Source organism: Rhodococcus sp. PAMC28707 (assembly GCF_004795915.1).
In the GTDB taxonomy this organism is placed as follows: domain Bacteria; phylum Actinomycetota; class Actinomycetes; order Mycobacteriales; family Mycobacteriaceae; genus Rhodococcoides.
Genome location: NZ_CP039253.1, coordinates 4166357 through 4189682, shown reverse-complemented (window position 1 = coordinate 4189682; position 23326 = coordinate 4166357). Strand labels below are relative to the sequence as shown.

The 23326-nt window shown below is 61.2% G+C and carries 24 protein-coding genes and 3 pseudogenes; 16 read left to right on the top strand and 11 right to left on the bottom strand.

The genetic code is table 11. From position 1 onward, the window contains the following. Positions 1 to 24: 24 nt before the first annotated feature. Together E5720_RS19055 and E5720_RS19050 are read right to left on the bottom strand one after the other, a co-directional pair. On the bottom strand, positions 25 to 1062 hold the full coding sequence (locus E5720_RS19055) for a cation diffusion facilitator family transporter (RefSeq protein WP_084346799.1): 1038 nt from the start codon (positions 1060 to 1062) through the stop codon (positions 25 to 27). Between the two features lie 29 nt (positions 1063 to 1091). Next, positions 1092 to 1550, bottom strand: a complete 459-nt coding sequence (locus E5720_RS19050) for a metalloregulator ArsR/SmtB family transcription factor (protein ID WP_136171932.1) — start codon at positions 1548 to 1550, stop codon at positions 1092 to 1094. 129 nt (positions 1551 to 1679) lie between these two features. On the opposite strand from E5720_RS19050, the gene E5720_RS19045 reads away from it, so the two are divergent. The 5 genes from E5720_RS19045 (at position 1680) to E5720_RS19025 (ending at position 6420) form a co-directional block, all read left to right on the top strand. After that, positions 1680 to 2075: a GntR family transcriptional regulator gene (locus E5720_RS19045; RefSeq protein WP_084346724.1), complete on the top strand. Its 396-nt coding sequence runs from the start codon at positions 1680 to 1682 to the stop codon at positions 2073 to 2075. Continuing rightward, positions 2075 to 2932, top strand: coding sequence for an ABC transporter ATP-binding protein (locus E5720_RS19040; protein ID WP_136171931.1), 858 nt, complete (start codon positions 2075 to 2077; stop codon positions 2930 to 2932). The genes E5720_RS19045 and E5720_RS19040 overlap by 1 nt, the downstream gene beginning before the upstream one ends. Then, a complete protein-coding gene (locus tag E5720_RS19035) occupies positions 2929 to 3981 on the top strand; it encodes an ABC transporter permease (protein ID WP_136171930.1) in 1053 nt (350 codons plus the stop codon). The genes E5720_RS19040 and E5720_RS19035 overlap by 4 nt, the downstream gene beginning before the upstream one ends. Beyond that, positions 3978 to 5039, top strand: coding sequence for a hypothetical protein (locus E5720_RS19030; protein WP_136171929.1), 1062 nt, complete (start codon positions 3978 to 3980; stop codon positions 5037 to 5039). The genes E5720_RS19035 and E5720_RS19030 overlap by 4 nt, the downstream gene beginning before the upstream one ends. A 94-nt stretch (positions 5040 to 5133) precedes the next feature. After that, positions 5134 to 6420 (top strand): competence/damage-inducible protein A, encoded by a 1287-nt coding sequence (locus E5720_RS19025; protein ID WP_136171928.1) that lies wholly within the window; start codon positions 5134 to 5136, stop codon positions 6418 to 6420. A 51-nt stretch (positions 6421 to 6471) separates the two neighbouring features. Here E5720_RS19025 and E5720_RS19020 read toward each other — a convergent pair whose 3' ends face one another. Beyond that, positions 6472 to 6966, bottom strand: coding sequence for a hypothetical protein (locus tag E5720_RS19020; protein WP_136171927.1), 495 nt, complete (start codon positions 6964 to 6966; stop codon positions 6472 to 6474). Between the two features lie 508 nt (positions 6967 to 7474). Here E5720_RS19020 and E5720_RS19015 point away from each other — a divergent pair. The 5 genes and pseudogenes from E5720_RS19015 to E5720_RS22200 form a co-directional block, all read left to right on the top strand. Further along, positions 7475 to 7735: a ribbon-helix-helix domain-containing protein gene (locus E5720_RS19015; RefSeq protein WP_136171926.1), complete on the top strand. Its 261-nt coding sequence runs from the start codon at positions 7475 to 7477 to the stop codon at positions 7733 to 7735. Next, positions 7732 to 7971: a toxin gene (locus E5720_RS19010; protein ID WP_136171925.1), complete on the top strand. Its 240-nt coding sequence runs from the start codon at positions 7732 to 7734 to the stop codon at positions 7969 to 7971. Before E5720_RS19015 ends, E5720_RS19010 begins: the two co-directional genes overlap by 4 nt. 524 nt (positions 7972 to 8495) lie before the next feature. Continuing rightward, positions 8496 to 9745: pseudogene (locus tag E5720_RS19005) on the top strand (IS3 family transposase). A 126-nt stretch (positions 9746 to 9871) separates the two neighbouring features. Beyond that, entirely contained in the window at positions 9872 to 10096 is a 225-nt protein-coding gene (locus E5720_RS19000; protein WP_136176624.1) for a hypothetical protein, read from the top strand. Between the two features lie 226 nt (positions 10097 to 10322). Beyond that, positions 10323 to 10640: pseudogene (locus tag E5720_RS22200) on the top strand (IS3 family transposase); the annotation flags it as partial. Here E5720_RS22200 and E5720_RS18995 read toward each other — a convergent pair. The 4 genes and pseudogenes from E5720_RS18995 to E5720_RS21775 all read right to left on the bottom strand — a co-directional run. Further along, positions 10635 to 11404: pseudogene (locus tag E5720_RS18995) on the bottom strand (IS256 family transposase); the annotation flags it as partial. The pseudogenes E5720_RS22200 and E5720_RS18995 overlap by 6 nt on opposite strands. A 263-nt stretch (positions 11405 to 11667) precedes the next feature. Further along, complete coding sequence (locus E5720_RS18990) at positions 11668 to 12363, bottom strand: transposase family protein (RefSeq protein WP_136171923.1); 696 nt, start codon at positions 12361 to 12363, stop codon at positions 11668 to 11670. After that, positions 12308 to 12820, bottom strand: a complete 513-nt coding sequence (locus tag E5720_RS18985; protein ID WP_136171922.1) for a hypothetical protein — start codon at positions 12818 to 12820, stop codon at positions 12308 to 12310. Before E5720_RS18985 ends, E5720_RS18990 begins: the two co-directional genes overlap by 56 nt. Positions 12821 to 12928: 108 nt before the next feature. After that, a complete protein-coding gene (locus E5720_RS21775; RefSeq protein WP_168708387.1) occupies positions 12929 to 13093 on the bottom strand; it encodes a hypothetical protein in 165 nt (54 codons plus the stop codon). Positions 13094 to 13288: 195 nt separating this feature from the next. On the opposite strand from E5720_RS21775, the gene E5720_RS18980 reads away from it, so the two are divergent. Both E5720_RS18980 and E5720_RS18975 read left to right on the top strand, forming a co-directional pair. After that, positions 13289 to 14554 (top strand): cytochrome P450, encoded by a 1266-nt coding sequence (locus tag E5720_RS18980; RefSeq protein ID WP_136171921.1) that lies wholly within the window; start codon positions 13289 to 13291, stop codon positions 14552 to 14554. A 31-nt stretch (positions 14555 to 14585) separates the two neighbouring features. Further along, entirely contained in the window at positions 14586 to 15176 is a 591-nt protein-coding gene (locus E5720_RS18975) for a MarR family winged helix-turn-helix transcriptional regulator (protein WP_168708386.1), read from the top strand. Here the strand turns inward: E5720_RS18975 and E5720_RS18970 are convergent. From E5720_RS18970 to E5720_RS18955, 4 genes are all read right to left on the bottom strand, one after another. Continuing rightward, a complete protein-coding gene (locus E5720_RS18970; RefSeq protein WP_136171919.1) occupies positions 15173 to 15907 on the bottom strand; it encodes a FadR/GntR family transcriptional regulator in 735 nt (244 codons plus the stop codon). The genes E5720_RS18975 and E5720_RS18970 overlap by 4 nt on opposite strands. Before the next feature lie 240 nt (positions 15908 to 16147). After that, a complete protein-coding gene (locus E5720_RS18965; RefSeq protein ID WP_136171918.1) occupies positions 16148 to 17140 on the bottom strand; it encodes an ABC transporter substrate-binding protein in 993 nt (330 codons plus the stop codon). A gap of 52 nt (positions 17141 to 17192) precedes the next feature. After that, positions 17193 to 17972, bottom strand: a complete 780-nt coding sequence (locus E5720_RS18960) for an ABC transporter ATP-binding protein (protein ID WP_136171917.1) — start codon at positions 17970 to 17972, stop codon at positions 17193 to 17195. Beyond that, positions 17969 to 18829 (bottom strand): ABC transporter permease subunit, encoded by an 861-nt coding sequence (locus tag E5720_RS18955; protein WP_136171916.1) that lies wholly within the window; start codon positions 18827 to 18829, stop codon positions 17969 to 17971. The genes E5720_RS18960 and E5720_RS18955 overlap by 4 nt, the downstream gene beginning before the upstream one ends. A gap of 570 nt (positions 18830 to 19399) precedes the next feature. Here E5720_RS18955 and E5720_RS18950 point away from each other — a divergent pair. From E5720_RS18950 to E5720_RS18935, 4 genes are all read left to right on the top strand, one after another. Next, entirely contained in the window at positions 19400 to 20053 is a 654-nt protein-coding gene (locus E5720_RS18950) for a flavin reductase family protein (protein WP_136171915.1), read from the top strand. Positions 20054 to 20216: 163 nt separating this feature from the next. Next, positions 20217 to 21779: a carotenoid oxygenase family protein gene (locus E5720_RS18945; RefSeq protein WP_136171914.1), complete on the top strand. Its 1563-nt coding sequence runs from the start codon at positions 20217 to 20219 to the stop codon at positions 21777 to 21779. Then, entirely contained in the window at positions 21776 to 22522 is a 747-nt protein-coding gene (locus E5720_RS18940) for an alpha/beta hydrolase (RefSeq protein WP_136171913.1), read from the top strand. Before E5720_RS18945 ends, E5720_RS18940 begins: the two co-directional genes overlap by 4 nt. Next, on the top strand, positions 22519 to 23325 hold the full coding sequence (locus tag E5720_RS18935) for an alpha/beta hydrolase (RefSeq protein ID WP_136171912.1): 807 nt from the start codon (positions 22519 to 22521) through the stop codon (positions 23323 to 23325). The genes E5720_RS18940 and E5720_RS18935 overlap by 4 nt, the downstream gene beginning before the upstream one ends. The last annotated feature ends 1 nt before the right edge of the window (position 23326 follow it).

The window sequence follows — 23326 nt, the reverse complement described above, 5'->3', positions numbered from 1 at the left end:
TGCGGGAACGGAGCTACATGCTTCTCACAGGTGTCTGCCAGGCGTCTCGGACTCGTGGGCGGGGTACGCATGAATGAGAGCAGTCGTGAGCTTCGGAACGGTGTGGGTCAGGGTGTGCTCTGCGCGGTGGGCTAGCCGATGCGCGTCGACGAGACTGGTGGAAGGGTCGATATCGAGTTCGGCGTCAGCGTGCAATCGATGCCCTATCCACCGCATCTTGACGCTGCGCACAGCAAGGACACCGCTCTCCTGCGTCAACGCTGTCTCAGCTGCCTCGACGAAGTCCGGCTCGACACCATCCATGAGCCGCCGAAAAACATCGCGCGCTGCCGAGCGCAGTACAGCGAGAATTGCGGCGGTAATGACCAGACCCACGATCGGGTCGGCCAGGGGAAATCCCAGCGCCACACCGCCGGCACCGATCACCACTGCCAGCGAGGTAAAACCATCAGTACGAGCGTGCAACCCATCGGCAACCAGTGCGGCAGAGCCGATTTGGCGACCGACCCGGATTCGGTAGAGCGCGACGAGTTCGTTGCCGACGAACCCGACGATACCGGCAGTGGCCACCCAGCCGAGGTGTTCGATGGGGACCGGATCGATCAGGCGACGCACGGCTTCGATGCCGGCGATCAGAGCGGACAACGCAATCATCGCGACAACGAACAAGCCGGCGAGGTCTTCGGCGCGTCCGTAACCATAGGTATAGCGCCGCGTCGCCGCTCTGCGTCCCAGGGCGAAGGCAATCCACAGCGGGATCGCCGTCAACGCGTCGGAAAAGTTGTGGATGGTATCGGCGAGCAATGCTACCGATCCAGATACCGCGACGATGATGACCTGCGCAATAGCGGTCACTCCCAGCGCAATCAAACTGATTTTGACGGCACGGATACCGATTCGGCTGGATTCGAGGACGTCGTCGATACTGTCGGCGGCATCGTGGCTGTGTGGTGCGAAGATCTCAAGCATTACCGAATGAACCTTCCCCGCACGGGCATGACCGTGCCCATGCCAATGCCCATGCCCATGCCCGTGCCCGTGGCTGGGCTCCTCGCCGTTCATCTGGACTTCGTCGCCCCTGGGAGTATGTGTCATCGCCCCTCCTCCACTGAATGACGTTCGACGACCCCATGATTGAGCGAAGATGCTGAACTGGCGGCTGGTCCGACCGCATTGTGTGGGTGCAGCTCGCGCAAGCCTGCCGTTGCGCGGTGGTGTCCGGGGATGCCGGGGCCGGCATGTTCGGCATTGAACACAGCATCGGTGACCAGCTGCTGGACATGCTCGTTCTCGAGGCGATAGATCACCTGCGTGCCCTCGCGCCGTGTGCGGACCAGACGCGCCATCCGTAGTTTCGACAGATGCTGCGACACGGAAGGGGCCGGTTTTCCGACGCGATCGGCAAGGTCGTTGACCGACAACTCTCGATCGACCAGCGCCCACAAGATCTGGACCCGTGTCGCGTCGGCCAGCATGCGGAACACCTCGACAACAAGTCCGACCTCGTCATCGAGTAAGCGGCGTCTACATCCTGAACTATCTGCATTCATACGCAGATAGTAGCGCACGCGCCGCGTGGGCCGTTTCGAGATGCAGGTACTCGTTGCCGAAGTACATATTCCGGTTCGACAGCGTGTGCCATCCTTATTCCACTAACAGATTAGTGGAATGTGAGGCTCATGATCGTCTACCGGATCGACCGGCGTTCCGGTATCCCCACGTATGTGCAACTCGTCCTGCAGACCAAACAAGCACTTCGCCGTGGCGAGCTGGCCGTCGGAGATCAACTCCCCACCGCAAAGGACGTAGTCGGCGCACTCACGATCAATCCCAATACCGTTCTGAAGGCTTACCGGGAGCTCGAACGCGAGGGGTTGGTCGAGCCGCACCCCGGGGTCGGGACCTTCGTCGTTGCCACTCTCGCAAAACCTGGCATGGCCGAGAAGACCGCTCTGCAACGAGAGCTGAACCGATGGTTGGACCGTGGCATCTCGGCTGGCTTGGACAGAGCCGACTTCGAAGCTCTGGTTGCCTCTGCGCTCGACTCCCGCTACCAAAATGAAGGAGAGCAGTAATGACCGACACGGTTCTGTCCATGGCGGGCGTCGACAAATCGTTTCGCCGCACAACTGTCCTGAACGACTGCACGTTCTCGGTCGAACGTGGCACCGTCACAGCACTTGTGGGGCCGAACGGAGCCGGTAAGTCGACGACCATGTCGCTCGCAGTCGGGCTGCTCGCCCCTGACCGAGGAGACGTCACCGTGCTGGGTCAGAGCGTCGGGCAACGCGGGATCACTCCCGGATTGTCCTACCTCGCTCAACACAAGCCACTGTATCCGCGGTTCACGGTCAAAGAAATTCTCCGCTTCGGACGAAGTACCAATCCTTCCTGGGACCAGGACTACGCCTCCGAACTGGTCGAGGCAGCTGAAGTCCCGCTGTCTGCGCAGGTTAAATCTCTATCGCCAGGACATCGAACGCGCGTCGCACTCGCGCTCGCTCTCGGACGTCGACCAGAAGTGCTTCTGCTCGACGAACCCCTCGCAGACCTCGACCCCGTTGCCCGACGCGACGTCGCGCGGACCTTGATGCGTGACGCCGCCGAGCACGGCACCACCATCATCCTGTCCTCGCATGTTCTCTCCGAACTCGTCGACGTCGCAGACCAACTATTACTGCTGCGCGACAACCGAATTCGACTTGCCGGAGCAATCGACGATGTCACCGACGACCATTACGTGCTGGTCGGGTCAGGTGATCCTGCAGCCGTCGCGAATCTCGGCTCGGTAATTGCCGAGGTCAAAGGTTCCGACGGCACTGCGTTCGTAGTGCGAGGCCCTCGGCCCTCCGCGGCACCTGGGTGGCAGGTCGACGACGCCTCACTCGACGACGTCGTGCTTGCACACCTCACAGTCAGGACTGCGTCGTGATCTGGGTGACGTGGAGGCAGTTCCGCGGGACTATCCTGCTCGGAGTCTTGGCACCGCTGTTGCTGGCGACTGCCATCGCGGCAGTAACTTTCCTTGCGGACCGCCTCGGGTCGAATTATGTGTTGTTCCGATGCTTCGGTCTGTCGACCACGACGTGCCTGACGGAGTCCTCGCTTACTCTTGCAAGCTTGGCAACCATTGCCCTGCCCGTCGTCCTCGGTGTGTTCGTGGGCGTGACGGCTTTCTCACGCGACATCGAACGCCGAACTCACGTACTGGGTTTGACCCAGGCAGTCGGGCGCATGCGGTGGTATTGGACGCGCGTGCTTGTCGTATTCACGCCGATCGTCTTGGCGATGGTGGTTCTGGGTTATGTGGTGCTGTGGTCCCGGTTCGGGACAAGTCCATTCGGGTCCAGCTTCGTCGACGCGTTCTATTCGCGCCTGGAATTCCCTACCTTCGGTACCATAGGCGTCGTTCCCGCCGGTTACACCGCACTCGGATTGGTCATCGGTAGCACGGCAGCGCTTTTGCTACGCAACACTATCGGTGCAATGGTTGTCACTATGGTTGCGACCGTCGCTGTCATCATTGCTTTTCCGAGTCTGGTTCGAGAGCACTACGCGACGCCCGAGGTGGACCGCCTCACCCTCGAGATGAGCGAATCCGGTCGAAGCGTCGCGTACGAGGTGGCCCCATCCGATGTGCAGCGTGCGAGCTGGATGGTCGACTCCTATTACGCCGACGTCGCAGGGAGGCGCATCGATCTGCCGTACGACGCGTGTTCGAGCGAGGACGACATCTGGCCTGATCCGCGCGAGGACGAGACCACCGCGGACTACAACGACCGAGTGGACGCGTTCTTGACCGCCCGTTCAGAGGCGCGCGTCGCATGTCTGACCGAGCTGGGCGCCGACCACTACGAGCACTTGCTGTTCGAGGACCGGATGTTGTGGCGCTTCCAGTTCACCGAAACTGCCCTGTGTCTTCTTCTTTCGGCCCTCCTTGCCGGAGGTTCGACGCTGGCGGTTCGACGGTTGCGACCGTGATCTGGTCGGCATGGCGTTTGAACCGGGCGCCTCTGCTGGTCTCGCTGACATTCATCGTGAACCTGATCGTGGCAGCGATGACGGCGGGGATATACATTCCGAACTATCCGAATTGGACATGGTCCTTCGGGGGCATTTGTTCGCGCTGGAACGATGTAGGGCCGTGCAGGCCAGAAACAGCGTTGACGTTGTCGACGCTGTTCGCGTTGCTGCTGCCGTTACTGTTCGGCATGTTCGTCGGTGTCCCCACGTTCGCCCGCGAAGTGGATTCCCAAATGCACGTATTGTCGCTGACGCAATCGACAAGCAGGGTTCAGTGGTACTTCGCACGCATTGTTGTGGTCTTCTTGCCGATCTCGGGTGCAATGTTGTGTCTCGGGTTGGCATTGCACTGGGCCGCGGGTCCATCACGAGATTCAATGAGCACGAGTGGCAAGCCGTCCGTCAAGTTCTCGTTGTTCGATTTTCCGCACTTCGAAACCGCCGGTGTCGTTCTCGGCGCGTACACACTCGTCGTATTGCTCATCGGTAGCACTCTGGCACTCGTGTTCCGTAGCGGGATCATGGCCATGCTCGCCACGCTGTTCGTATTCCTTTTCGTCCCTGTCGCTTTCACGTGGATCGCACGTGAGCACTACGGAACACCCACGGTCCGAAGCGAGGCGATAGACGGTCTGTACCGCGAATCCGAATACCCTCCGAACCCGTACTACACCACGGACGGAACCTGGGTCATCGACGCCGGCTACGTCGATGCGAGTGGTGCAACTGTAAGGCCCGAAACCACACGCTGTCGGCCGCAGTACCAGGATGGATCCGGAGAAAAGCGTGCCGATGAGTCGGACGAACAGCGCGCCGAGCGGGCGCGACTCGACAGAACGAACCGTGCCGATCGATTCGATGCGTGTCTAAAGGACCAAGGCGTCGATGGCTTCGACATTCGCTACTACACCGAGGACGACTTCTGGCGGTTCCAAGCCATTGAAACTGGGCTGATGCTTACCTTCAGCGTCGCCATAGGTGCTATCGGACTGTTACAGGTCCGCCGTCTCAGCTGAACTCGAGGCGACCGGTCCTACTGAGGACATCGGTCGTCGTTACACCGGAGGCGGCTATCCGCGTAGATATGACGGTCGCCAGTATGGTCGAGGAATGACGGTGCGCGCGGGTGTAGTGGTTACGGGAAACGAAGTTCTGGCCGGACGGGTCACCGACAGGAACGGCCCGTGGGTAGCTCAGCAACTCTTGGAGATGGGAGTGGACGTTGCACACATCACGATCTGCGGTGACCGCCCCGAGGACCTGACGGCGCAACTGCAGTTTCTCGCGGATCAGCGCGTCGACTTGATCGTCACCACCGGAGGCTTAGGCCCGACCGCTGACGATCTCACCGTGGAGACCGTTGCCGCTCTGTACGACCGCGAATTGCACCTCGACGACCAACTCGAGCAACGCATCCACGCAATCGTGCAGCGATGGCGAAGCCGGCTGAGTTCTGCCACCGACTCAGAGCCGCTGCTGGCAGGTATTCGCAAGCAGGCAATGGTTCCGCACGGTGCGTATTCCATTCCACCGACCGGAACCGCCCCCGGTGTCGCGATACCTGCCGGAGACTCCGGGGCACTGCCCGCTGTCCTGATATTGCCCGGTCCGCCTCGCGAACTGCAGGCGATGTGGCCAGAGGCACTCGATACCGCGCCGGTCGCCGAGGTCCTGGCCCGAAGCACTCAAATCCGTCAGAACACCATACGTGCGTACGGGCTGTCCGAAGCCGACCTGGCCGCAACGCTACGGACGGCGGAGCGCCAGGTCACGGGATTCGGTGATCTCGAAATCACCACCTGCCTGCAGCTCGGCGAGCTCGAGATGGTGACCCGCTACGCAGAGCCCGCCGCAACCGCATACGCGGATCTTGCTGCTCTCATCGACAAAAATCATGGCGCACAGGTCTTTTCGATCGACGGATCCACCATCGACGACATCGTGGCGAACCGGTTGGCAGGCCATCGGATTGCCACCGCAGAATCGTGCACCGGTGGCATGATCGCCGCACGCCTCACCGATCGCGCGGGATCGTCGGCGTACGTCATCGGCGCGGTCGTGTCCTACGCCAACGAAGCCAAAACCGGCCTCCTCGACGTCCCTGCTGAGCTGATCGAAGAACACGGTGCTGTCAGTGAAGAAGTGGCCGCCCAGATGGCGGAGGGCGCACGGGGCAGACTCGACGTCGATATCGCGGTATCGACCAGTGGCGTCGCGGGACCGGGGGGCGGCACAGACCTCAAACCGGTCGGCACTGTCTGCTTCGCAATCGCCTCTGCCGACCGGCCCACCATGACCCGCACACTCCGGCTCCCCGGCGACCGCGCAAGCGTGCGTGCGCTTTCCACCACCGCGGCGATTCACATGCTCGCCGACGCGTTGGCGCCTGTGAATTGACCGCCGAAGCTTCGGCGACACCCTGTGCGATCACTTTGATGCTCAACACATTCAGTGACTTGGTAACCGTTCAGTCGAGCCAGCGGCCAAGGCAACAGTGACATGGTCGATACCATCCCTGACGATCCGCCCGTAGCCGTCGTCGGAAAGCGCTCGCAGCCGACGATTCGCTTCGTCCAAGTGCCGCGCAGCAGCGGCCAACGAACTGAGCCGGCGATACTTGTCGGCCAAACTGAGGTGCAGAGAGGGATAGAACCCGGCGACGTTCAACGACGCATGGTGTGCCTTGACGCGGTCGTCGGTCAACGTGTCCGCAGCGTCCAACGCACGGATATCCCAGGTCAGCGCCTCCGCCGCATCGTCGCACACGTCGGCCAAATAGTGGCTGATCGTGCATCGATGCAATGGATCTCCGCCGGCACCGACGCGCTCCCACAGCGCGAGCAGCCTTTCGCGCCGCTCGGCCACTCCCGCGGTCCGCATCGCTACGGCGATAGCCGTCATCGTCTCGTCTGGTCCAGTGCCGCTGTCGGTGGAGTTTGCCATGGCGGACAACTAGTCAGCACCACCGACAGAACCTCGACCCCGCGGATCAGCAACACCCCCGGCGACATCGACGCGCATAACTCCCGACCCAATGGAACCGCTCGCCCTACCTCTTGACAGGACGAACGTAACGCAGACGGACAACGGATCTCAGTTCATTTCGCTTGTGCTGCAACCGTTCTTTGAGCAGCTACATTCTACAGCCCGCCGCACGACTCGAACGGGAACGATGGACGGAACTGATCGCTTACGCGGAGTTCTCCTGTAAACGCAATTCAAACGGTAGGTATGTGGTCGGCTAGAGTCATTCGAACAACAGACGGCCTCGGTCGACGTGGACGCTGCGTGAACGACAGTTACCGCACCGTCAAGCCGCCTTGACGTTTGATGGCGAACCGGCAGCATGCCGGGGGCAGATGCACTGACTGTCTGACCAGCTCGCACAGCGAGACGGGGTGTTGGCTGTATCAGCGCCCTCCGCCGCCGAATTTCGTATTACACTAATTAGATGACTGACGAAACGATCAACGGTCTGCCCGTCACCGACAGCATGATCGAAGAATGGGTAGACGAAGCCGAGGCAGGCTACGCCACCGAGAAGTTACGTAAACGAGGCCGACCCACCCTCGGAACCGGGCCCGGAGCGGTAGTGCCCGTGCGCATGGACGCCGCCCTGCTCGAAGCGTTGAACGTGCGCGCCGAGCAAGAGCATGTCTCCCGATCCGAAGCAATACGAGCAGCAGTGCGTGCCTGGACCCAGGTCGCGTGAGAGCACACAAATCCGCACTGAAACACGGAATCGGCGAAGACGCCGGCATCTACGCAGCAGAGCACCACGTCTATGTCGCCGATTTGGACGACGACAACCCCGCCCGCCAATTCCGGTTGGGTTTCGACCCAAACGGCCGCCTACTCGAACTGGTCGTCCTGCGTTTCGACAGCGGAAACGAACTGCTCATACACGCCATGAAAGCCCGTTCTCACTACTTCGACCTCCTGCCATGATCCATGACGGCCGCCCGGCTCATTGATTGATTGCAGACGATGACAGCCAGTTCAAGATGGATAGAGTCCGGGTTTCTCAAGCAGTGTCGCGATCGGCTGGTGCTGCCCCATCGCGCGCGTGACCCCCGCGCCTATGATCGATAGCTGACTTCCACGGTAGTCGCGTTTATCCGACCCAAGTTGATTGTCAACAGATTTCGGCATACAGCAAGATCCACGATGCCCGCGACAACGCGTCGCCTTAATCCGTTCGTCGACGAGGGTGGGACGTCTCGAAAACGGCAATACCGACACGACGAAATATAGCTTATCGGTATTTTTCGAACAGCTCAGAATGGCTGTCGCGCATTGTTTTACCGGTAACGCGACGTATTCACTGGCGACCAATTGCCCACGATTGCTGCGCACACGTGATGCTGCACTTCAAGTCGAGCAGGCGCGTCTAACCGACATCGCACTCGCCTCAAACAAACTGAATCACCCCGGCGCGTCCGGAGACTTCGTTCTTTGGGAAGGATGGAGTCATGTCGTCAGGATCGCAGAAGAGGTACCCGCCGGAGTTGCGTGAGCGGGCGGTGCGGATGGTCGCCGAAGTCCAGCATGAGCATCCCTCCGAGTGGGCAGCGATCGAATCGGTCGCGCACAAGCTCGGTATCGGAACCGCACAGACGTTGCACAACTGGATCCGACGGTCCCAGACCGATGCCGGTCAGCGCCCCGCAGTGACCAGTGAGATGGCAGCGGAGATGAAAAAGCTCCGTGCGGAGAACCGAGAACTCAAGCGCGCCAACGAGATACTGAAATCAGCGTCGGTTTTCTTCGCGGCGGAGCTCGACCGCAACAACAAGTGATCATCGACTACATCGAGAACAACAAACAGGAGTACTTCCGTCGTGCCGATCTGCAGGGTGCTCACCGAGCACGGCTGCCCGATCGCGCCGTCCACCTACTACGAGGCCCGCAGCCGCGCAGCATCGAAACGAGCGGTACGCGATGAAAAGCTGAAGGCCGAGATCAGTCGGGTTCACGACCAGAACTACTCGGTCTACGGCGCACGCAAAGTCTGGCTGCAATTACGACGAGAGGACATCGACGTGGCCCGCTGCACTGTCGAACGACTGATGAGCACCCTCGGCCTCGAAGGAGCCCGACGTGGCAAGAAGAAGCGCACCACCATCGCAGATCCACAGGCGCAGCGGGCGGAGGATCTGGTGCAACGAAAGTTCAACCCGATCGGACCAAATGTGTTGTGGGTAGCAGACTTTACGTACGTTTCGACGTGGTCCGGGTGGGTGTACGTGGCATTCGTGATCGACGCCTACTCGCGGCGAATACTCGGATGGAGGACTTCGACGAGGATGACCACCCCGTTGGTTCTCGATGCGATCGAGCACGCGATCTGGACGAGACGACGTGAAGGCATCACGGACCTGTCGGGACTGATTCACCACCACGACCGCGGCGCCCAATACACCTCGATTGCCTTCACCGAGCGGCTGACCGAGGCCGGCATCGATGCCTCGATCGGAACAACCGCGGACAGCTACGACAACGCCCTCGCGGAGACAATAAACGGCCTGTACAAGACCGAGCTGATCAAGCCGCCGGGACCGTGGTGAACAGTCGAACGTAGAAATCGCCACGTTGGAATGGGTGGACTGGTTTGGGTCACCGCAGACTATACGAGCACTGCGGGGACATCCCACCAGCCGAACTCGAAGCGCTCTATTACGGTGAACACAGAACTCAGCGCATCGCGGAGTTTTCAAACTAGAAAGTCTCCGGACTTGCCGGGGTGATTCAGTTGTCAAGGTGGATGAGTGCATCGTTGCCGCGCTTTACTGCGTCTACTCGCGCCTCCCCCACCGCACCAGCTAGGAGTCCCACCGCGCTTCGCATTGTGGCCGGCACCCGGGTCTTCCAACGCCACAGCACCGGCCGCGGCCCGCTGTGGTTAGCCAACGCCGGAGACGGCCGATTCGACCTCGCCGGCGATCACGGAACCTGCTACATCGCCCAGCCCCCGCAGATCACGTTGCTCGAAACGTGGGGAGGTATGCGGGTCATGCCAACTAGCGAACTAACCGCCCGCGCCATATTGATGCTGGAGTTGATCGCAGATTAGCCACATGACTGCGAGAGCTCGACCGGCCGCCGAAGCAGCGGCCGAATTGCCCACCGGACCAATCCAATCGACTCACGGTGACGGCCATCAACGCTACCGGTTCGTCGCAACGCCGTGAACGCGTCCTCACTCTGAGAGGCGACTGGGCCGATCACTGCACCGCTCGACGGCGGCACGGCGGCGTATCGCAGCTTCGGCACCGACACCGCCGGTACCGTCCGCGGAACCGGTCAACAAGCTCACCTCCAGTGAACGTCCGCGCATACTCGCGGCCCTCAATTGCGACCGATTCGCCGACCTGGCGCCGTTGCAGGTCTACGCTCAACTCCTCGACGAAGGCAATTACCTGTGTTCGGTGTCCACGATGTACCGGGTGCTACGCGAGAACAGACAGGTCAGCGAACGTAGGCGCCTCGCGCGGCACCCGGCCAGGGCATGCCCGGAGTTGGTCGCGACCGCCCCGCTGCAGGTGTACTCGTGGGACATCACCAAACTTGCCGGCCCGGTCAAGGGGCAGTACTTCGACGCGTACGTGATCCCAGACGGTGTTGATCGCTTCCGGCAAACCCTTGAGCCCGTCGCACACCACGACGCAGACGTCGGCAACGACTCGGTTCTTGATCTCGGTGAGCACCGAGAGCCAGAATTTTGCGCCTTCACCGCCTTCACCGCCCTCGCCGGCCCAGATCCCGAGGATGTCGCGTTCACCGTTGACGGTGACACCGATCGCGACATACATCAGCCTGTTCGTGACCTGACCCTCCCGCACTTTCACGTGCACGGCGTCGATGAACATCACTAGATACACGCGCCCTCGAGTGGCCGGTTCTACCAGTCGGTCATCTCTCCGACGACCTTGTCGGTGATGCGCGAGATGGTGTCCTTCGATACCGTCGCGCCGTAGATGTCCTGAAAGTGTGCAGCCACCTCACCGATCGTCAAACCCTGTGCAGTGAGCGATAATACGATCTCTTCGACACCCGTCGGGCGACGCTGCCTCTTCTTGACTACCTGAGGAGCGAAGAAGAAATCGATGTCGCGCGGCACCTCGATCTCCACCGATCCGATCTCGGTTAGCACGGTCTTCGAGCGGGTACCGTTGCGAGAGTTCCCGCTGCCGCGGCCGGCAGCGTCGTGTTTCTCATAGCCGAGATGTTCGGTCATCTCCGCGTCCAACGCCGATTCGAGGACGTTCTTGGTGGGCTGATTGAGGAGCCCATTCGGGCCCATCAACTCGATGCCTTGCTCCTTGGCTTGAGCCAGGAGCTGCTCGGCCAACTGCTTCTGATCCACCTCAGTCGCTGCCATGGGATCCAGTGTTTCGGTCATCGTCGATCCTTCCCGCGAAGCTGGGCTCGGCCTGTCGAACCAAGGACCGGATCAACCGTTATTCAGACAGTCCCGGAAAATTGAGCAGTCATGCCCTGGTGCACCATGTGGCACGGATCCGATCCATGCACACCTCAACTGCTCCCGAAAACTGAACTGCGTTGTTCAGTCCAACTCCCCGCGAGCAATTCATTGCGTGGCCACATCTTCTAGTGAACGCGATGCTCACCGATCTGCCACGACTACGCCCGCATCTTGGAGTGCATACGGGTTGTTGGGTGTCGGCGATATGTTCTTTGACCTGGCTGCGGAATCGGCGTCGGTGGGCGCGGCGGGCGGCGTCGATGTCTGAGGGTGACAGTGTCGCCGATGTATTCGGGGTTGATTGCTTTGCACAGGAAGTGGCCGTGGTGAAAGACCCGATTTCTGTGATGTCGCGGGAGTCGTAGTGGATGGTGACAAGTTCTCGTACGTAGGCGGCCAGGAGTGGGGTCGAGGTAGCGCAATCCCTGGAAGTGGATGCCGTCGCGGTGCACGATGCACGGTTTTGCGACGTAGACGAGCAAGAGGTCGAGTTCGGTGAGGTCCGCGGGCATGCGCGGGAGCCAACGGTCGGCGAGCCAACGCTCGTGGGGGCTGGTACCGATTTCGGAGTGCCGTCGGCGGTGGTGGGTGTCGACGATGAAGTGCCGCAGGGCTCGGTCGAAGTCCGCGAGGGTCGAGGCCGGTGCGGTGACGTGGCGGTTGAGGACCGGGGAACTCAGACAGTAGTTCGGTGTGACGGTGCCGAAGAAGCGTTCAATCTTGCCGCGACCTTGCGGGCTGGCGATGCTCGAGTGCACGATCTGCAATGTCAGGTCGGAGGCGACCTGGGCGAGGTAGCTACTGTTGAAGTCGCTGCCGTGGTCGACGTAGAGGATGCCGGGGATTCCGCACATCGGCCGGTGGGGTCTGCTTTCGTCCAGATCGCTTGTCGTAGTGCGAGGGACGTCGATAGGGGCGGGGCGCGCCGAGTCCGACGATGTAGCCGACGGCTTCGATGTCGAGTTCGGTGTGAGCGACCTGCCAGATTTGGTTCGAGGTTTCGCTTTGTCTGCGGTAGACCAGCCCGTATTTGTCGCGCAGTGCGCTCGCGCCTTCCCTAGCGAGAATCAGAGCCGCGGGATCCCATCGCATCAATGACCGCGCGACCGAGCTGTACGAGATCGGTCGGCAGGTTTCTTGCCGTTGCGGTCGAGACCGCCAGCGCGGTAGTCGGGTGAGCCAGCGCCGGGCGGCGCGTTCGTGGATCTGAGTGTCTCGGACGGCGCGTGCGAGTGGAACACCGTCGGTCAAGTGCGGTTCGAGCGTCGCGTAGCGGCGCATCGCTTCTGAGCGTTCCGCGGCAGTGTTCACCCAGGTCGGTCATGACCAGTAGTGCGGATCACCGTTGCAGCCCTCCCTGCGGCGTCAGGTTGGGCATCGCTGACGTTGCGCCGAACCGACCCGTCAGGTAAGGGCTACTCAGGGCTCGGCGTCGCAGAACGGGGTCGCGCGGTACTCGTCGATGATCCTGTTGCGGTATTCGGCGGTGAAGGTGCGTCGGGTTGCTTTCGGCGCGGGGTTGATCGGCTCGTCTCGAGGTGGTGGTACGGGCTTTGAGCCGATCGTCGGTGATGCTCCAGTCATGCCCTCAGGGTGTTCACTTCGTTCGCTGCAAGTCTCACTTGATCCTGGCAGAGATGGGAACCATCTACCTGGGTCGGCCGCCATTGACCTACATGTCGTTGACATGTCATCGATCTATTCGTACGCTGTGGTGAGCGCCACAATCGAGCCCGGTGGCATCCCTCCTCACATAACCCGCTTAGGAGTCCCAAGAAGATGAGCGCCCAAAAGTGCCCCTACTCGTCGATAGGTGAGGAGTATCAGCCATTCGAGCAAGTCGGCATGGCCGACCATTTTCGACGCGCCCGTGCCGAAGAGCCGGTCTTCTACAACCCTGAGCTCGACTGCTGGGTGGTCACCAAGCGCGCAGACGTAGTTGCGGTGTTCAAGGACCCTGACACCTACTCCGCCAGCAATTCCCAAGACTCCGTTGTTCCATTTCCCGAGGCAGTACAGCAGTACCTCGCTGACGGCGGGTATCGGCGTGAACCCACACAGGCCAACTGCGATGCACCCAAGCACACCCGCATTCGCAAAATCGCCAGCCGGTTTTTCAGCCCGCGGCGTTTCCGCGTTCTCGAGCCGCAGATCCGGGCAATCATGGACGAGTACGTTACCCGGTTGAAGGCAAGAGATCAGGTCGACCTGGTCGGCGAGCTGGCCTACGAGCTGCCTGCGCGTGTGATCTTCTTGCTTCTGGGTGTGCCGGATATCGACGTCCGACAGATCAAATACTGGTCCGACAACAGATTTGCAATGGTTTGGGGGCGCCTCGATCCGGCAAATGCCGAGGGGGCCGGCGAGCAGCTCCTCGACTACTGGAACTACTGCAAGGCGCTGGTCGCAGATAGGCAAGAAAATCCCGGCGACGATTACGCCAGCGGTCTTCTCAAAATTCGCAACGGTGACGACGACATCATTTCCGTCAACGAGATCGTCAACCTCGTCTTCGGCATCTTGCTTGCCGGGCACGAAACCACCACCAACGGTATCGCCAGCATGCTCTACGAGTTGTTGCTCGACGAACGGCGGTGGGCACAGGTGTGCGAGGGCCAGACCCCCCTCCGTAATGTCGTCGACGAGAGCCTGCGGTACTCACCGCCCTTCGTCACTTGGCGACGCCGCTGCACCGCCGACGTGGAAATCTCCGGTGTGCCGATACCGAAAAACTCGACGATCATGCTCGCGCTCGCCTCCGCGAACCGCGACGAGGAAATTTTCGATGAACCCGAACAGTTCGATATCGATCGAAACCGACCGAGCATGCATGTTTCTTTCGGCTTGGGCGCGCACTTCTGCATGGGGGCCGAGCTGGCGAGGATGGAAATGGAAATTGTGCTCGAAGAGCTCGTCAAGACATTCCCGAAAATGAGCATGGTCCCGGACCAGGATTTCCAATGGGCCAAGACCATATCGCCTCGCGGTCTCGACAAGCTTATGGTGAACTTGAACAATGCGGAGCCGCCTTCGAACACACGATAGTCAGCGCCTAGCTATGGACAATAATCGGCGTATGCACCCTCTCCAGTCCCAGGATGATGACGCACCGGCGACGAACGACTCACGAGTCGAGAGGCCTCTACGCGACGAGCTGTTCACGGATTCCGTGGTTACCTCGGACGAGCTTGGTCGCGCAGAGGTGACGTTGAGCCTCACCCACGCCCCCATGGTGCGCATCGGCCTGCTTGCGAACAAGTACCGGCAACTGACATCGCGGTACTACTTGCGCGAATTCGGCGTGGGCGCTACTGACTGGCGACTTCTCGTTGTGCTCACAAAGTCTCCGGAGGTGTCCGCGGGATATATCGCCGAACTGCTGGGAATAGACAAGGCTGCGGTGAGCCGCTCCCTCAACGCGCTCGGGTCTCTCGGCCTCTCCACGGACGCTTTGCGGTCGTCGGCTGATCCCCGCATCAAACTCTGGCGGCTGACCCGGGACGGGCAAGTGCTCCACGCACGAATGCTGACTGCATCACTCCGGATGAACAATGTCCTCCTCACCGGATTCGGCGAGGAGGACATCATCAAACTTCTGGAGTTGTCCGACGCAATGCTTCGAAATCTCGAACTGCTCGAGGCTGAGTTCGGCGCCAGCTCCGGCTAATTTTCTATGCTGGCCGAGTCATCCTCTTCTATCGTTCTCAGGTCCTGCGCCAAGAGCGCAGTACGCAACACCCCGGTCAAGTGCGTCGTCATCAGCCGCTGCGCAGCCTTCGCGTCACGGTCCCCGACCGCTTCGAAAATATGCTCGTGATCGTTGAGCCACACCTGCCGTTGTCCCGGGTCGGCGGCTGCCATTCGAGGCGCTCCCCGCGAACCGATCAGCAGCGAGCGCACTATCCCCCCGAACACCGGGTTGCCGGACATCTCTGCAATACAGCTGTGAAATCCCGTTCGTCGGGGCGAACCATCCGAGCGCGCCGACTCGTACGAGGTCTCGATCGATTCCTCCAACAGCCGCAAATTCTCTGCGGTGTGCCGCTCGGCCGCGACACCTGCAATGAAGGGCTCGATCGCCAATCGCGCCTCCACGACGTTCTCCAACGATCGGTCCGAGTTGAGCAGTACGTCAGCAACACGTACCACTGCATCGTCCGAGGGGGCCGCCCGCAAATACACCCCAGACCCATGGCGGGTCTGAACAACACCGATCGCTTCGAGAGATGCCAGTGCCTGACGCAGCGAGTTCCTCGATACGTTCAACCGTGTGGAAAGCTCACGCTCCGACGGCAACGACTTTCCTGGCACGTATCGCCCACTCCGGATCTCCTCATGCAGGTGATCGCGTACCTGATCGTGCACTGATCTGCGAACAGCCTTGGAATCGTCAGACATAAATCGAGCACCCTAACTAGCTATCTGGTCAATTATCTGCGGCGTTGAACATGAACCTCGGCGCACAACTTGCAATGGAAGGCTTGGTCAAGGACATCGACGAGCGCTCCGAAGTAGTAAACTCGACTGGTCTACGCCAGCGCCGCTGCAACTCCCGAACACCACGGGAGTTGCAGCGATCCACTGTAGCTACGACCGGACATTTCCGGTATGTGAGAGGCCACGCACACCCAACACACGCTAGCCGTAAATCGAATCCGGTGGCATCTGCTCGATGATGCCTGCCTTCTCCAGCGCCTCGAACTCCTTTTCCAACTCGCCACGCGCCTCCGATACCGGCTGCACATCATAGGAGATCGTGCCAGAAACCAGGAATTCGCGTGCGATGCCTGGTTTCTGTCCGCGAGCAACAGCAAAGTCTTCTACCGCGTCCGGGTTGGCTTCCATCCACGCGGTCTTTTCCGCAAGAGCAGCGGTCAGCTTCTCACCATTCGCGCTGGAGAGGCCGTTGGTGTTCGATTCCAGCACGTAACCGATATCGGCCTTACCTGGCACAATACCGAGCTCGCTGGCGTCGGCCACCACCTTCAACGTGGGGAACTGTTGCTCGGCCAACAGAATCTGCTCGGCACGCACTATCGCATAGTCGGCCTTGCCTGTGGCTGCTTGAACGGCGGCGGCTGCGGTGCTGTCGGAGTTGATGACTTCGTAGTCTTGTCCGGATTGAAGTCCGAGGTTGTTGGCGATGGAGGCTTCGACCGACTTCCAACTACTCGAACTGGTCTGTGTCACGATTCTGCTTCCCCGGACATTATCGGCGTCCCATGGTTTTCCGGTACTCATCGCCGAGTTGGTAGCGTTTGCGATCTTTCCCACGATGGCAACCGGAGCACCCTGAGAGGCAGATGACGCGACGGTCGACGGCCCAGCTGTGCTGACGTCGATTCGGCCACGGACGATGTCGGTGTACATCGTGGATAGATTGCTGTATTCCTCCATTTGGAGCTTGATGCCGTGCGCCTCCTGCATTGCGGAATCCTCGCCCAACATCACCAGCCCCTGCGACGTCAGAGAGGGCGCTCCGCCGACGTAGTAACCGAGGTGGATGTTGGCGGTTTCTCCCTCCGCGGTCTCCGGTCCGGAACTACCTCCGCACGCGCTCGCGGTCAGCGCCAATGTGGTTGCCAAAGCGGCCAGTGCAAAGCGTTTGGCGATCTTGTTGTTTCGATTCATCCGATTCTCCAGTGCGATCAATTGTGTATGGGTGACGTATTGGCCCTGTCGGTCAGCCGCGCGCGGTGATGCCGCCCGCTGTGGAGGTGAGCATTTCGCGGACCTGCCCTCGTAGTTCAGTGAATTCAGTAGTGCCGATCGATGGCTCCCGCGCGGTGTCGTACTCGGCGAGAATTTTCGCCGGCCGCCCCAACACGATCACCCGGTGCGCGATCGCGAAGGCTTCCTCGATGTTGTGTGTGACGATCAACGCTGTCTTCTGCTCTTGATCTGCCAGCGCGCAAAAGTCCTCACGCAACGAACGCGCCGTGACCTCGTCCAGTGCACTGAAACTCTCGTCCAGCAACACCAGTGCCGGGTCGATCGCGAATGCCCGAGCCAGCGAAACACGTTGACGCATACCGCCCGAGAGCTGCCCTGGGTATTTGTCGTACGAGTCGGACAGATGCATCTTGTCGAGCCATTCGCGGGCGTGCGCTCGCCGCTTCGACTTGCCGACCTTGAGTATCTCTTGGCCAACCGCAACGTTGTCGACGGCCTTGCGCCACGGCAGCAGCCGAGGGGTCTGGAACGCCATCCCGATCAGTGAGCGCAACTCGTGGTGCTCGGTGTACGGGTTTCGCCCGGCGATCCGCACGCTGCCGGAGGTCGGGTCCAAGTTGCCGATCAGCAGGTTCAGCACCGTCGACTTGCCGGCGCCGGTGCGTCCCAAGATCGCGAGCCGCTCGCCCTTGTGGACCTTGAGGTTGAGCTGCTCCACGGCAGCGACGCCGCCGAACTCGTGGTGGACATCGTCGAAATCGACGATGATGTCGTTGTCGTTGTATGTCATCGGACCACGGCCTCCGAACGCCAGTGCAGCAATACGCCTTCGAGAAGGCTGATGAGTTTGATTACGATGAAGTTGGCCGCGATCAAGATGACTGTCCACGCGAATACCACGTCGAGCCTGAAGTTGGCTTGCGCGGTGCCCATAGCGCGGCCGATGCCGTCGTTCGCGCCGAGCAGCTCGGCAAGCACCATGATCTTCAGGGTCATGGCTGCCGTGGAGCGCATCGCGGTCATCAGACTCACGATGGACTGCGGCAACAACAGGATTCGCAGAGTCTGCAGCTTACTTGGCCGGAATTGTTCGACAGCCTCGAGAACGTCCTTGTCCATGTCCCGGATTCCCTCGTACACGGCGATGACAAAGAACGGGAACGAGATTATGAAGGTGACGAATCCGATGCGGCCCTCGACCGAGGTCATCCACAACACCGAAAGCAGAATCCACGAAATCGCGGGGACCGCCTGGATGATCGAAATAATCGACTCCATCAGCCGGCCGAAGACCCGGCGATATGCGCCCATGAACAGGCCGATCCCCCAGCCCGCGAAAATTGCTGCGCCGAAGGCAACGAGGTAGCGCACTGCGGTGGTGGCAATGTCGGCTCTGTCATCGATCAAGATCGTCTTGAGTGCATCCCATACTTGGGGTATTCCTGGGAATACGAACGAGTCGAAGTTGAGCGACGCGACCCAGTACAGAAAGATCGTCAGCAGGATCGCCACAGGTGTAGGCCAGCCCCTGTCGAAGAGCGCGATGTGCTTCTTCTTCCTTTTGGGTGGCGGCACACCGACTCCTGAAGCTTCATTTTTTTCGGCGGGGGCACCCTGCGCGGGTGTGCGCTCTAGAGCTGCGGGCACGATACGTGACCTCCTTGGCGACGCTGTTGTCTACGGGATTCAAGCCGGAATGGCTGCCGAAACCTCGTGAGGCTCGACCAGGCGCGGGGTTCACCTTGCATAGGCAGCCGACTCGGCGAACCCGGGGCGGACGATTCAGCTTCCGCTTCGGTAGCAATTGACCAGCAACCTAATGTGGTTGAACCACTTCACCATAAAGGTGGCTAGCATCACAAGTCAAGCCTTTTGGCATCGAGCTCACATTTCAGCCTTCGCACGCTTGTCCACCCCCCCCGCCCACCGGCCGGACGCCCACACCTCGGGACGGCAGGACGCCTGGTTAAACAAGCCTTGAGGCCTGTGAAGCTAAATAGTGGTGCGCCAACCAGAAGAACTCGTTGGACAATCGAACCGCCCGTTCTCTCGCGATTCAAGTCACTATTGACGCCCGCCAGTGACGTGCCATACATTGAAGTGGTTCAACCAATAAGCCGACTGTTGTTAGATTCCGGCTGTTGCGAGGGAAGACCCCGACCCACCCGAGACCGGCAACCGCCCTGCCTCTCGATACTCCGCACTCAGAGGTGACATGTGCACTACTCGACACAGACCCCCGGGTCACACGAACTGCCCTGGAATCCCTTCAAAAGCTGCTGTATCCCGCGCCCGATCGGCTGGATTTCGACGATTAGCTCCGACGGAGTACCGAACCTGGCGCCTTACAGTCAATTTCAGAACGTTACGTGGGACCCTCCGATGGTCATGTTCGCCGCCAACCGCAACGAGACGGGCGCGCGGAAGGACACCGTCGCCAACGCCGAAAATTACGGCTGGTTCAACTGGAACATGGCAACCTGGGATCTTCGTGACGCAGTGATGACGACGTCGCGTCCGGCACTCCCCCATGAAAACGAGTTCGAACTGGCTGGGTTGACGACGAAGAAGGCGATCGATTCCGAAATCCCCCTGGTTGCGGACTCCCCCTGCCACTTCGAATGCCGCTATCTGCAGACTATTTCCATTCCCGGCGACACCCCTGAGGGGAGTGTGGACATCGTCTTGGGCAGGGTCACGCGTGTCCACGTCGCCGATGGGTTCATCACCGACGACGGCAAGCTCGATGTACTTCGCATGAAGCCCATCGCCCGCCTGGGTTACATGGACTACACCGTGGTCGACAACATCTTCGACATGCCGACCCAACAGCCCAGGCTGCCCGCCGGCATCACAGGCGTTGCGGAATAACCGACTCCACCATCTGACAGTTTTGGCGTCATCCGCCAATTGCTCTCTCAGATAACTGAATACGACTGAAGCTCGCGCGCAGCAGAGGCTTAAGTAGTGCCCGCCAGATCTGGGCAATCTTCGAAGTCAGCTACTGCCGGCCAATCGCGAAAGGACATCGCACATGTACGAAGTCAACGACACTCTCATCGTCACCCTTCCCAAGGAGGACGACCAGGACAATCCGTTCTTGAAAGGACCCTTCCGACCGCAGGGCCGCGAGTACGCGGTCAGCGGTGACGAGATGCAGGTCATCGGTGAGATCCCGGCCGACCTCGATGGGATCTACATCCGCAACACTCATAACCAGGCGATGGCGCCCACCGGCATCTACCACCCGTTCGACGGCGACGGAATGCTGCATGCCATCAAGTTCCACGATGGCCAGGTGGAGTATCGCAACAAGTTCGTGCGGACCACCGGCTTCCTCGCCGAGCAGGGCGCCCAGAAGGCGCTCTGGCCCGGAATCATGCAGCCCAGCGATTACACCCGAAGAGGCTGGGGCGCAATGGGCGTGATGAAGGACAACGCGGGCACTGACGTCGCCGCGCACGCCGGGCAAATCATGGCGTGCATGTCCCAGGGCTCCGAGCCGTGGACGCTGAGCCCGCACACCCTCGAGACCTTCGGTGCCAACAAGAATTGGGCGCGACTGGTTCCCGACGGTGTTGCCTCGCACTACAAGGTCGACAACGAAACCGGCGATATGATCTTCTTCAACTACCCGGAGAAGGCCCCGTTCATGAACTACGGGGTGATCAACAAGATCGACAAGCTGATCCACTACGTCCCGATCGAGTTGCCCGGCCCGCGTTGGCCGCACGACATCGGCATGACCAAGAACTACACCGTGTTGCACGACCTCCCTTACTTCTTCGATGAGGAAGCACTCAAAGCTGGCGTCCGCAAGTTGGAGTTTCATCGAGAGGTGCCCGCCCGCTTCGGCATCATCCCGCGCTTCGGCCGGACCGAGGATGTCAAGTGGTTCGAGGCCACGTCCTGCTGGATCATGCACTTGGCCAACTGCTATGAGGACGGCGACTGGGTCATCCAGGACGCATGTGTCTGGGACAACCCGGTCAAGCCGCCGCTGGGCGCCACCGACGACCCGTACGCCAAGATCAAGCGAAACTTGGACAAGCACGCCACCAACACCCACATGTACCGCTGGATGTTCAACATGGTCACCGGTGAGGTACGCGAGCAAAACCTTGACGACGAGGTCACCGAGTTCCCGATCATCAGTAACGACTATGTGGGTGTGAAGAACCGCTACACCTATAACTCACTTTTCGTATTTCACGAGTGGCTGATGGCAGGGGTCAAGCGCTACGACTGGCTCACGCAGAGCACCGATCGCTACGAGTACGGCGAGGGACGCTACGGCAGCGAGGTCTGTGTCGCACGCGCCGTCGGCTCCAAGGCCGAGGACGATGGCTATGTGCTGACCTACGTCACCGATATGCGCGAGGACCGCTCCGAAGTAATCATCCTGCGCGCCGACGACATCGCCGCCGGCCCCATCGCCCGGGTCATCCTGCCTGAGCGCATCTCGGTCGGTGTGCATGCTTGTTGGGTGGAGGGTGACCGCATCGACGGCGAGCACCGCGATCCCGCGATGATTCCGGCCGAGGAGCACCAGTTCTCTCCCCTGGGCAACGCCGAGTTCGCGGCGACACTCTCATGAGCGGCGCACCGACTATGAGCGGCGAGGGTGTCACCGATGTCGTCTTCATCGCGGGCTTGAACAATTCCGCGTCCACCTGGCGGCCGGCCATTGCGGCCCTGCCCGCGGGACTTACTGGCCAGGCGCTGGACTGCCCGCCCATCCCGGACATCGACGAGCTGGCAGCAGCGCTGCTACCTGATCTGCCCGAGAGCTTCTTCGTCGTCGGCCATTCCTTCGGCGGCTACGTCGCCCTGGCGATGCTGGCAGCGGCCCCCCAGAGGATCGCGGGCCTTGTGCTGGTGAACAGTGGGACCGGCGCAGACGGTGAAGCCGTTGCGGCTGGGCGGCTCGAGAAGGTCGCACAGACCGAGGCGGGTGGATACGAAGAGCTGGCCAACGCAGCCTCTGCTCGCGCCTACCACCCAGACAATGCCGGGGACCCCGCGCTGATGGAGGCCCGTGCCGTGGGGGTTCGCGAGTACGGTCCCGACCGCTACGCGGCGCACCAGCGGGCGACCGCAGCGCGCCCGGACCGGACGGAACTGACCGCGGACGCGGCCGTACCCAAGCTCGTCCTCGCCGCCGACCACGACGTCGTCGTCCCTACCGCGAAGCAGCGTGCGATGGCCGAGGCTATCGGCGCACAGTATCGAGAAATTTCCCGCAGCGGTCACATGCTGCCCGCCGAACAGCCAATCCTGGTGGCGGCGGCCGTTGCCGACTTCGTCACCGCCCACCAACAGCAAGGAGCTACGCTATGACCACCGCCATATCCCTGCCCCAGCACACCGTGCACGGCGAAGGCGGCACCACCGTCTTCCTGCTGCACGGCGCCTACGGCGGCGCCGACTACTTCGACAACGCGGCCAAGGTGGTCTCCGACGCTGGCTACCGCGTCGTCGTCTGGAACGCGCCGGGCTACGGCGGCACCGAACTACCTGCCGGCGCCACCATCGCGGGCTACGCCGAGTCGCTGCGCGCGCTGGTACAGGCGGTCGGCACCGACACCAACGTGGTACTGGGGCACTCCATGGGCGCACTCATCGCGCCGCTGGCCACCAACGCCGAGCCGGCGATCCACGGACTGGTGCTCTCGAGCGCCTCCGCCGGGTTCGCCTCCCGCACCCCCGAGGACCAGAAGCGCTACCTGGCCGAGCGGCTCGAGCCGATCGAGAACGGCATGTCCGTCGCGGAGTACGTGCGGCCGCTGCTGGTCTCGATGATGGGCCCGGGCGCATCCGGCCCCCTCGTCGAGCACGTGCGCGAGGTCATCGTGAACATGAGCACCGCTACTCTCGCCTCCTCCATCCGTGCCATCGCCGGCTACGACGGCAGGCCCGCTCTCGCAGCCCTGACCGTCCCGACGCTGCTGCTCGCCGGCACGGAGGACACCGCCTGTCCTGTAGCCGGCATGCGAAAAATACACGACATGGTACCGGGCTCCGAGATCCACGAGCTCGAGGGCGTGGGCCACTACGGCTTCGCCGAGAGCCCCGACGAGTACCTCGGGCACCTGCTCGACTTCCTCGGCCGCAACTTCCCCGCGACACCCGCCAAAAACTAGA

Excerpts from the sequence above, each read along its gene's own strand:
- E5720_RS19055 (WP_084346799.1), bottom strand. The coding sequence starts at position 1,062 with ATGAACGGCGAGGAGCCCAGCCACGGGCACGGGCATGGGCATGGGCAT.
- E5720_RS19050 (WP_136171932.1), bottom strand. The coding sequence starts at position 1,550 with ATGAATGCAGATAGTTCAGGATGTAGACGCCGCTTACTCGATGACGAG.
- E5720_RS19045 (WP_084346724.1), top strand. The coding sequence starts at position 1,680 with ATGATCGTCTACCGGATCGACCGGCGTTCCGGTATCCCCACGTATGTG.
- E5720_RS19040 (WP_136171931.1), top strand. The coding sequence starts at position 2,075 with ATGACCGACACGGTTCTGTCCATGGCGGGCGTCGACAAATCGTTTCGC.
- E5720_RS19025 (WP_136171928.1), top strand. The coding sequence starts at position 5,134 with ATGACGGTGCGCGCGGGTGTAGTGGTTACGGGAAACGAAGTTCTGGCC.
- E5720_RS19020 (WP_136171927.1), bottom strand. The coding sequence starts at position 6,966 with ATGGCAAACTCCACCGACAGCGGCACTGGACCAGACGAGACGATGACG.
- E5720_RS19015 (WP_136171926.1), top strand. The coding sequence starts at position 7,475 with ATGACTGACGAAACGATCAACGGTCTGCCCGTCACCGACAGCATGATC.
- E5720_RS18990 (WP_136171923.1), bottom strand. The coding sequence starts at position 12,363 with ATGTGCGGAATCCCCGGCATCCTCTACGTCGACCACGGCAGCGACTTC.
- E5720_RS21775 (WP_168708387.1), bottom strand. The coding sequence starts at position 13,093 with ATGACTGGAGCATCACCGACGATCGGCTCAAAGCCCGTACCACCACCT.
- E5720_RS18980 (WP_136171921.1), top strand. The coding sequence starts at position 13,289 with ATGAGCGCCCAAAAGTGCCCCTACTCGTCGATAGGTGAGGAGTATCAG.
- E5720_RS18975 (WP_168708386.1), top strand. The coding sequence starts at position 14,586 with ATGCACCCTCTCCAGTCCCAGGATGATGACGCACCGGCGACGAACGAC.
- E5720_RS18970 (WP_136171919.1), bottom strand. The coding sequence starts at position 15,907 with ATGTCTGACGATTCCAAGGCTGTTCGCAGATCAGTGCACGATCAGGTA.
- E5720_RS18965 (WP_136171918.1), bottom strand. The coding sequence starts at position 17,140 with ATGAATCGAAACAACAAGATCGCCAAACGCTTTGCACTGGCCGCTTTG.
- E5720_RS18960 (WP_136171917.1), bottom strand. The coding sequence starts at position 17,972 with ATGACATACAACGACAACGACATCATCGTCGATTTCGACGATGTCCAC.
- E5720_RS18945 (WP_136171914.1), top strand. The coding sequence starts at position 20,217 with ATGTACGAAGTCAACGACACTCTCATCGTCACCCTTCCCAAGGAGGAC.
- E5720_RS18940 (WP_136171913.1), top strand. The coding sequence starts at position 21,776 with ATGAGCGGCGCACCGACTATGAGCGGCGAGGGTGTCACCGATGTCGTC.
- E5720_RS18935 (WP_136171912.1), top strand. The coding sequence starts at position 22,519 with ATGACCACCGCCATATCCCTGCCCCAGCACACCGTGCACGGCGAAGGC.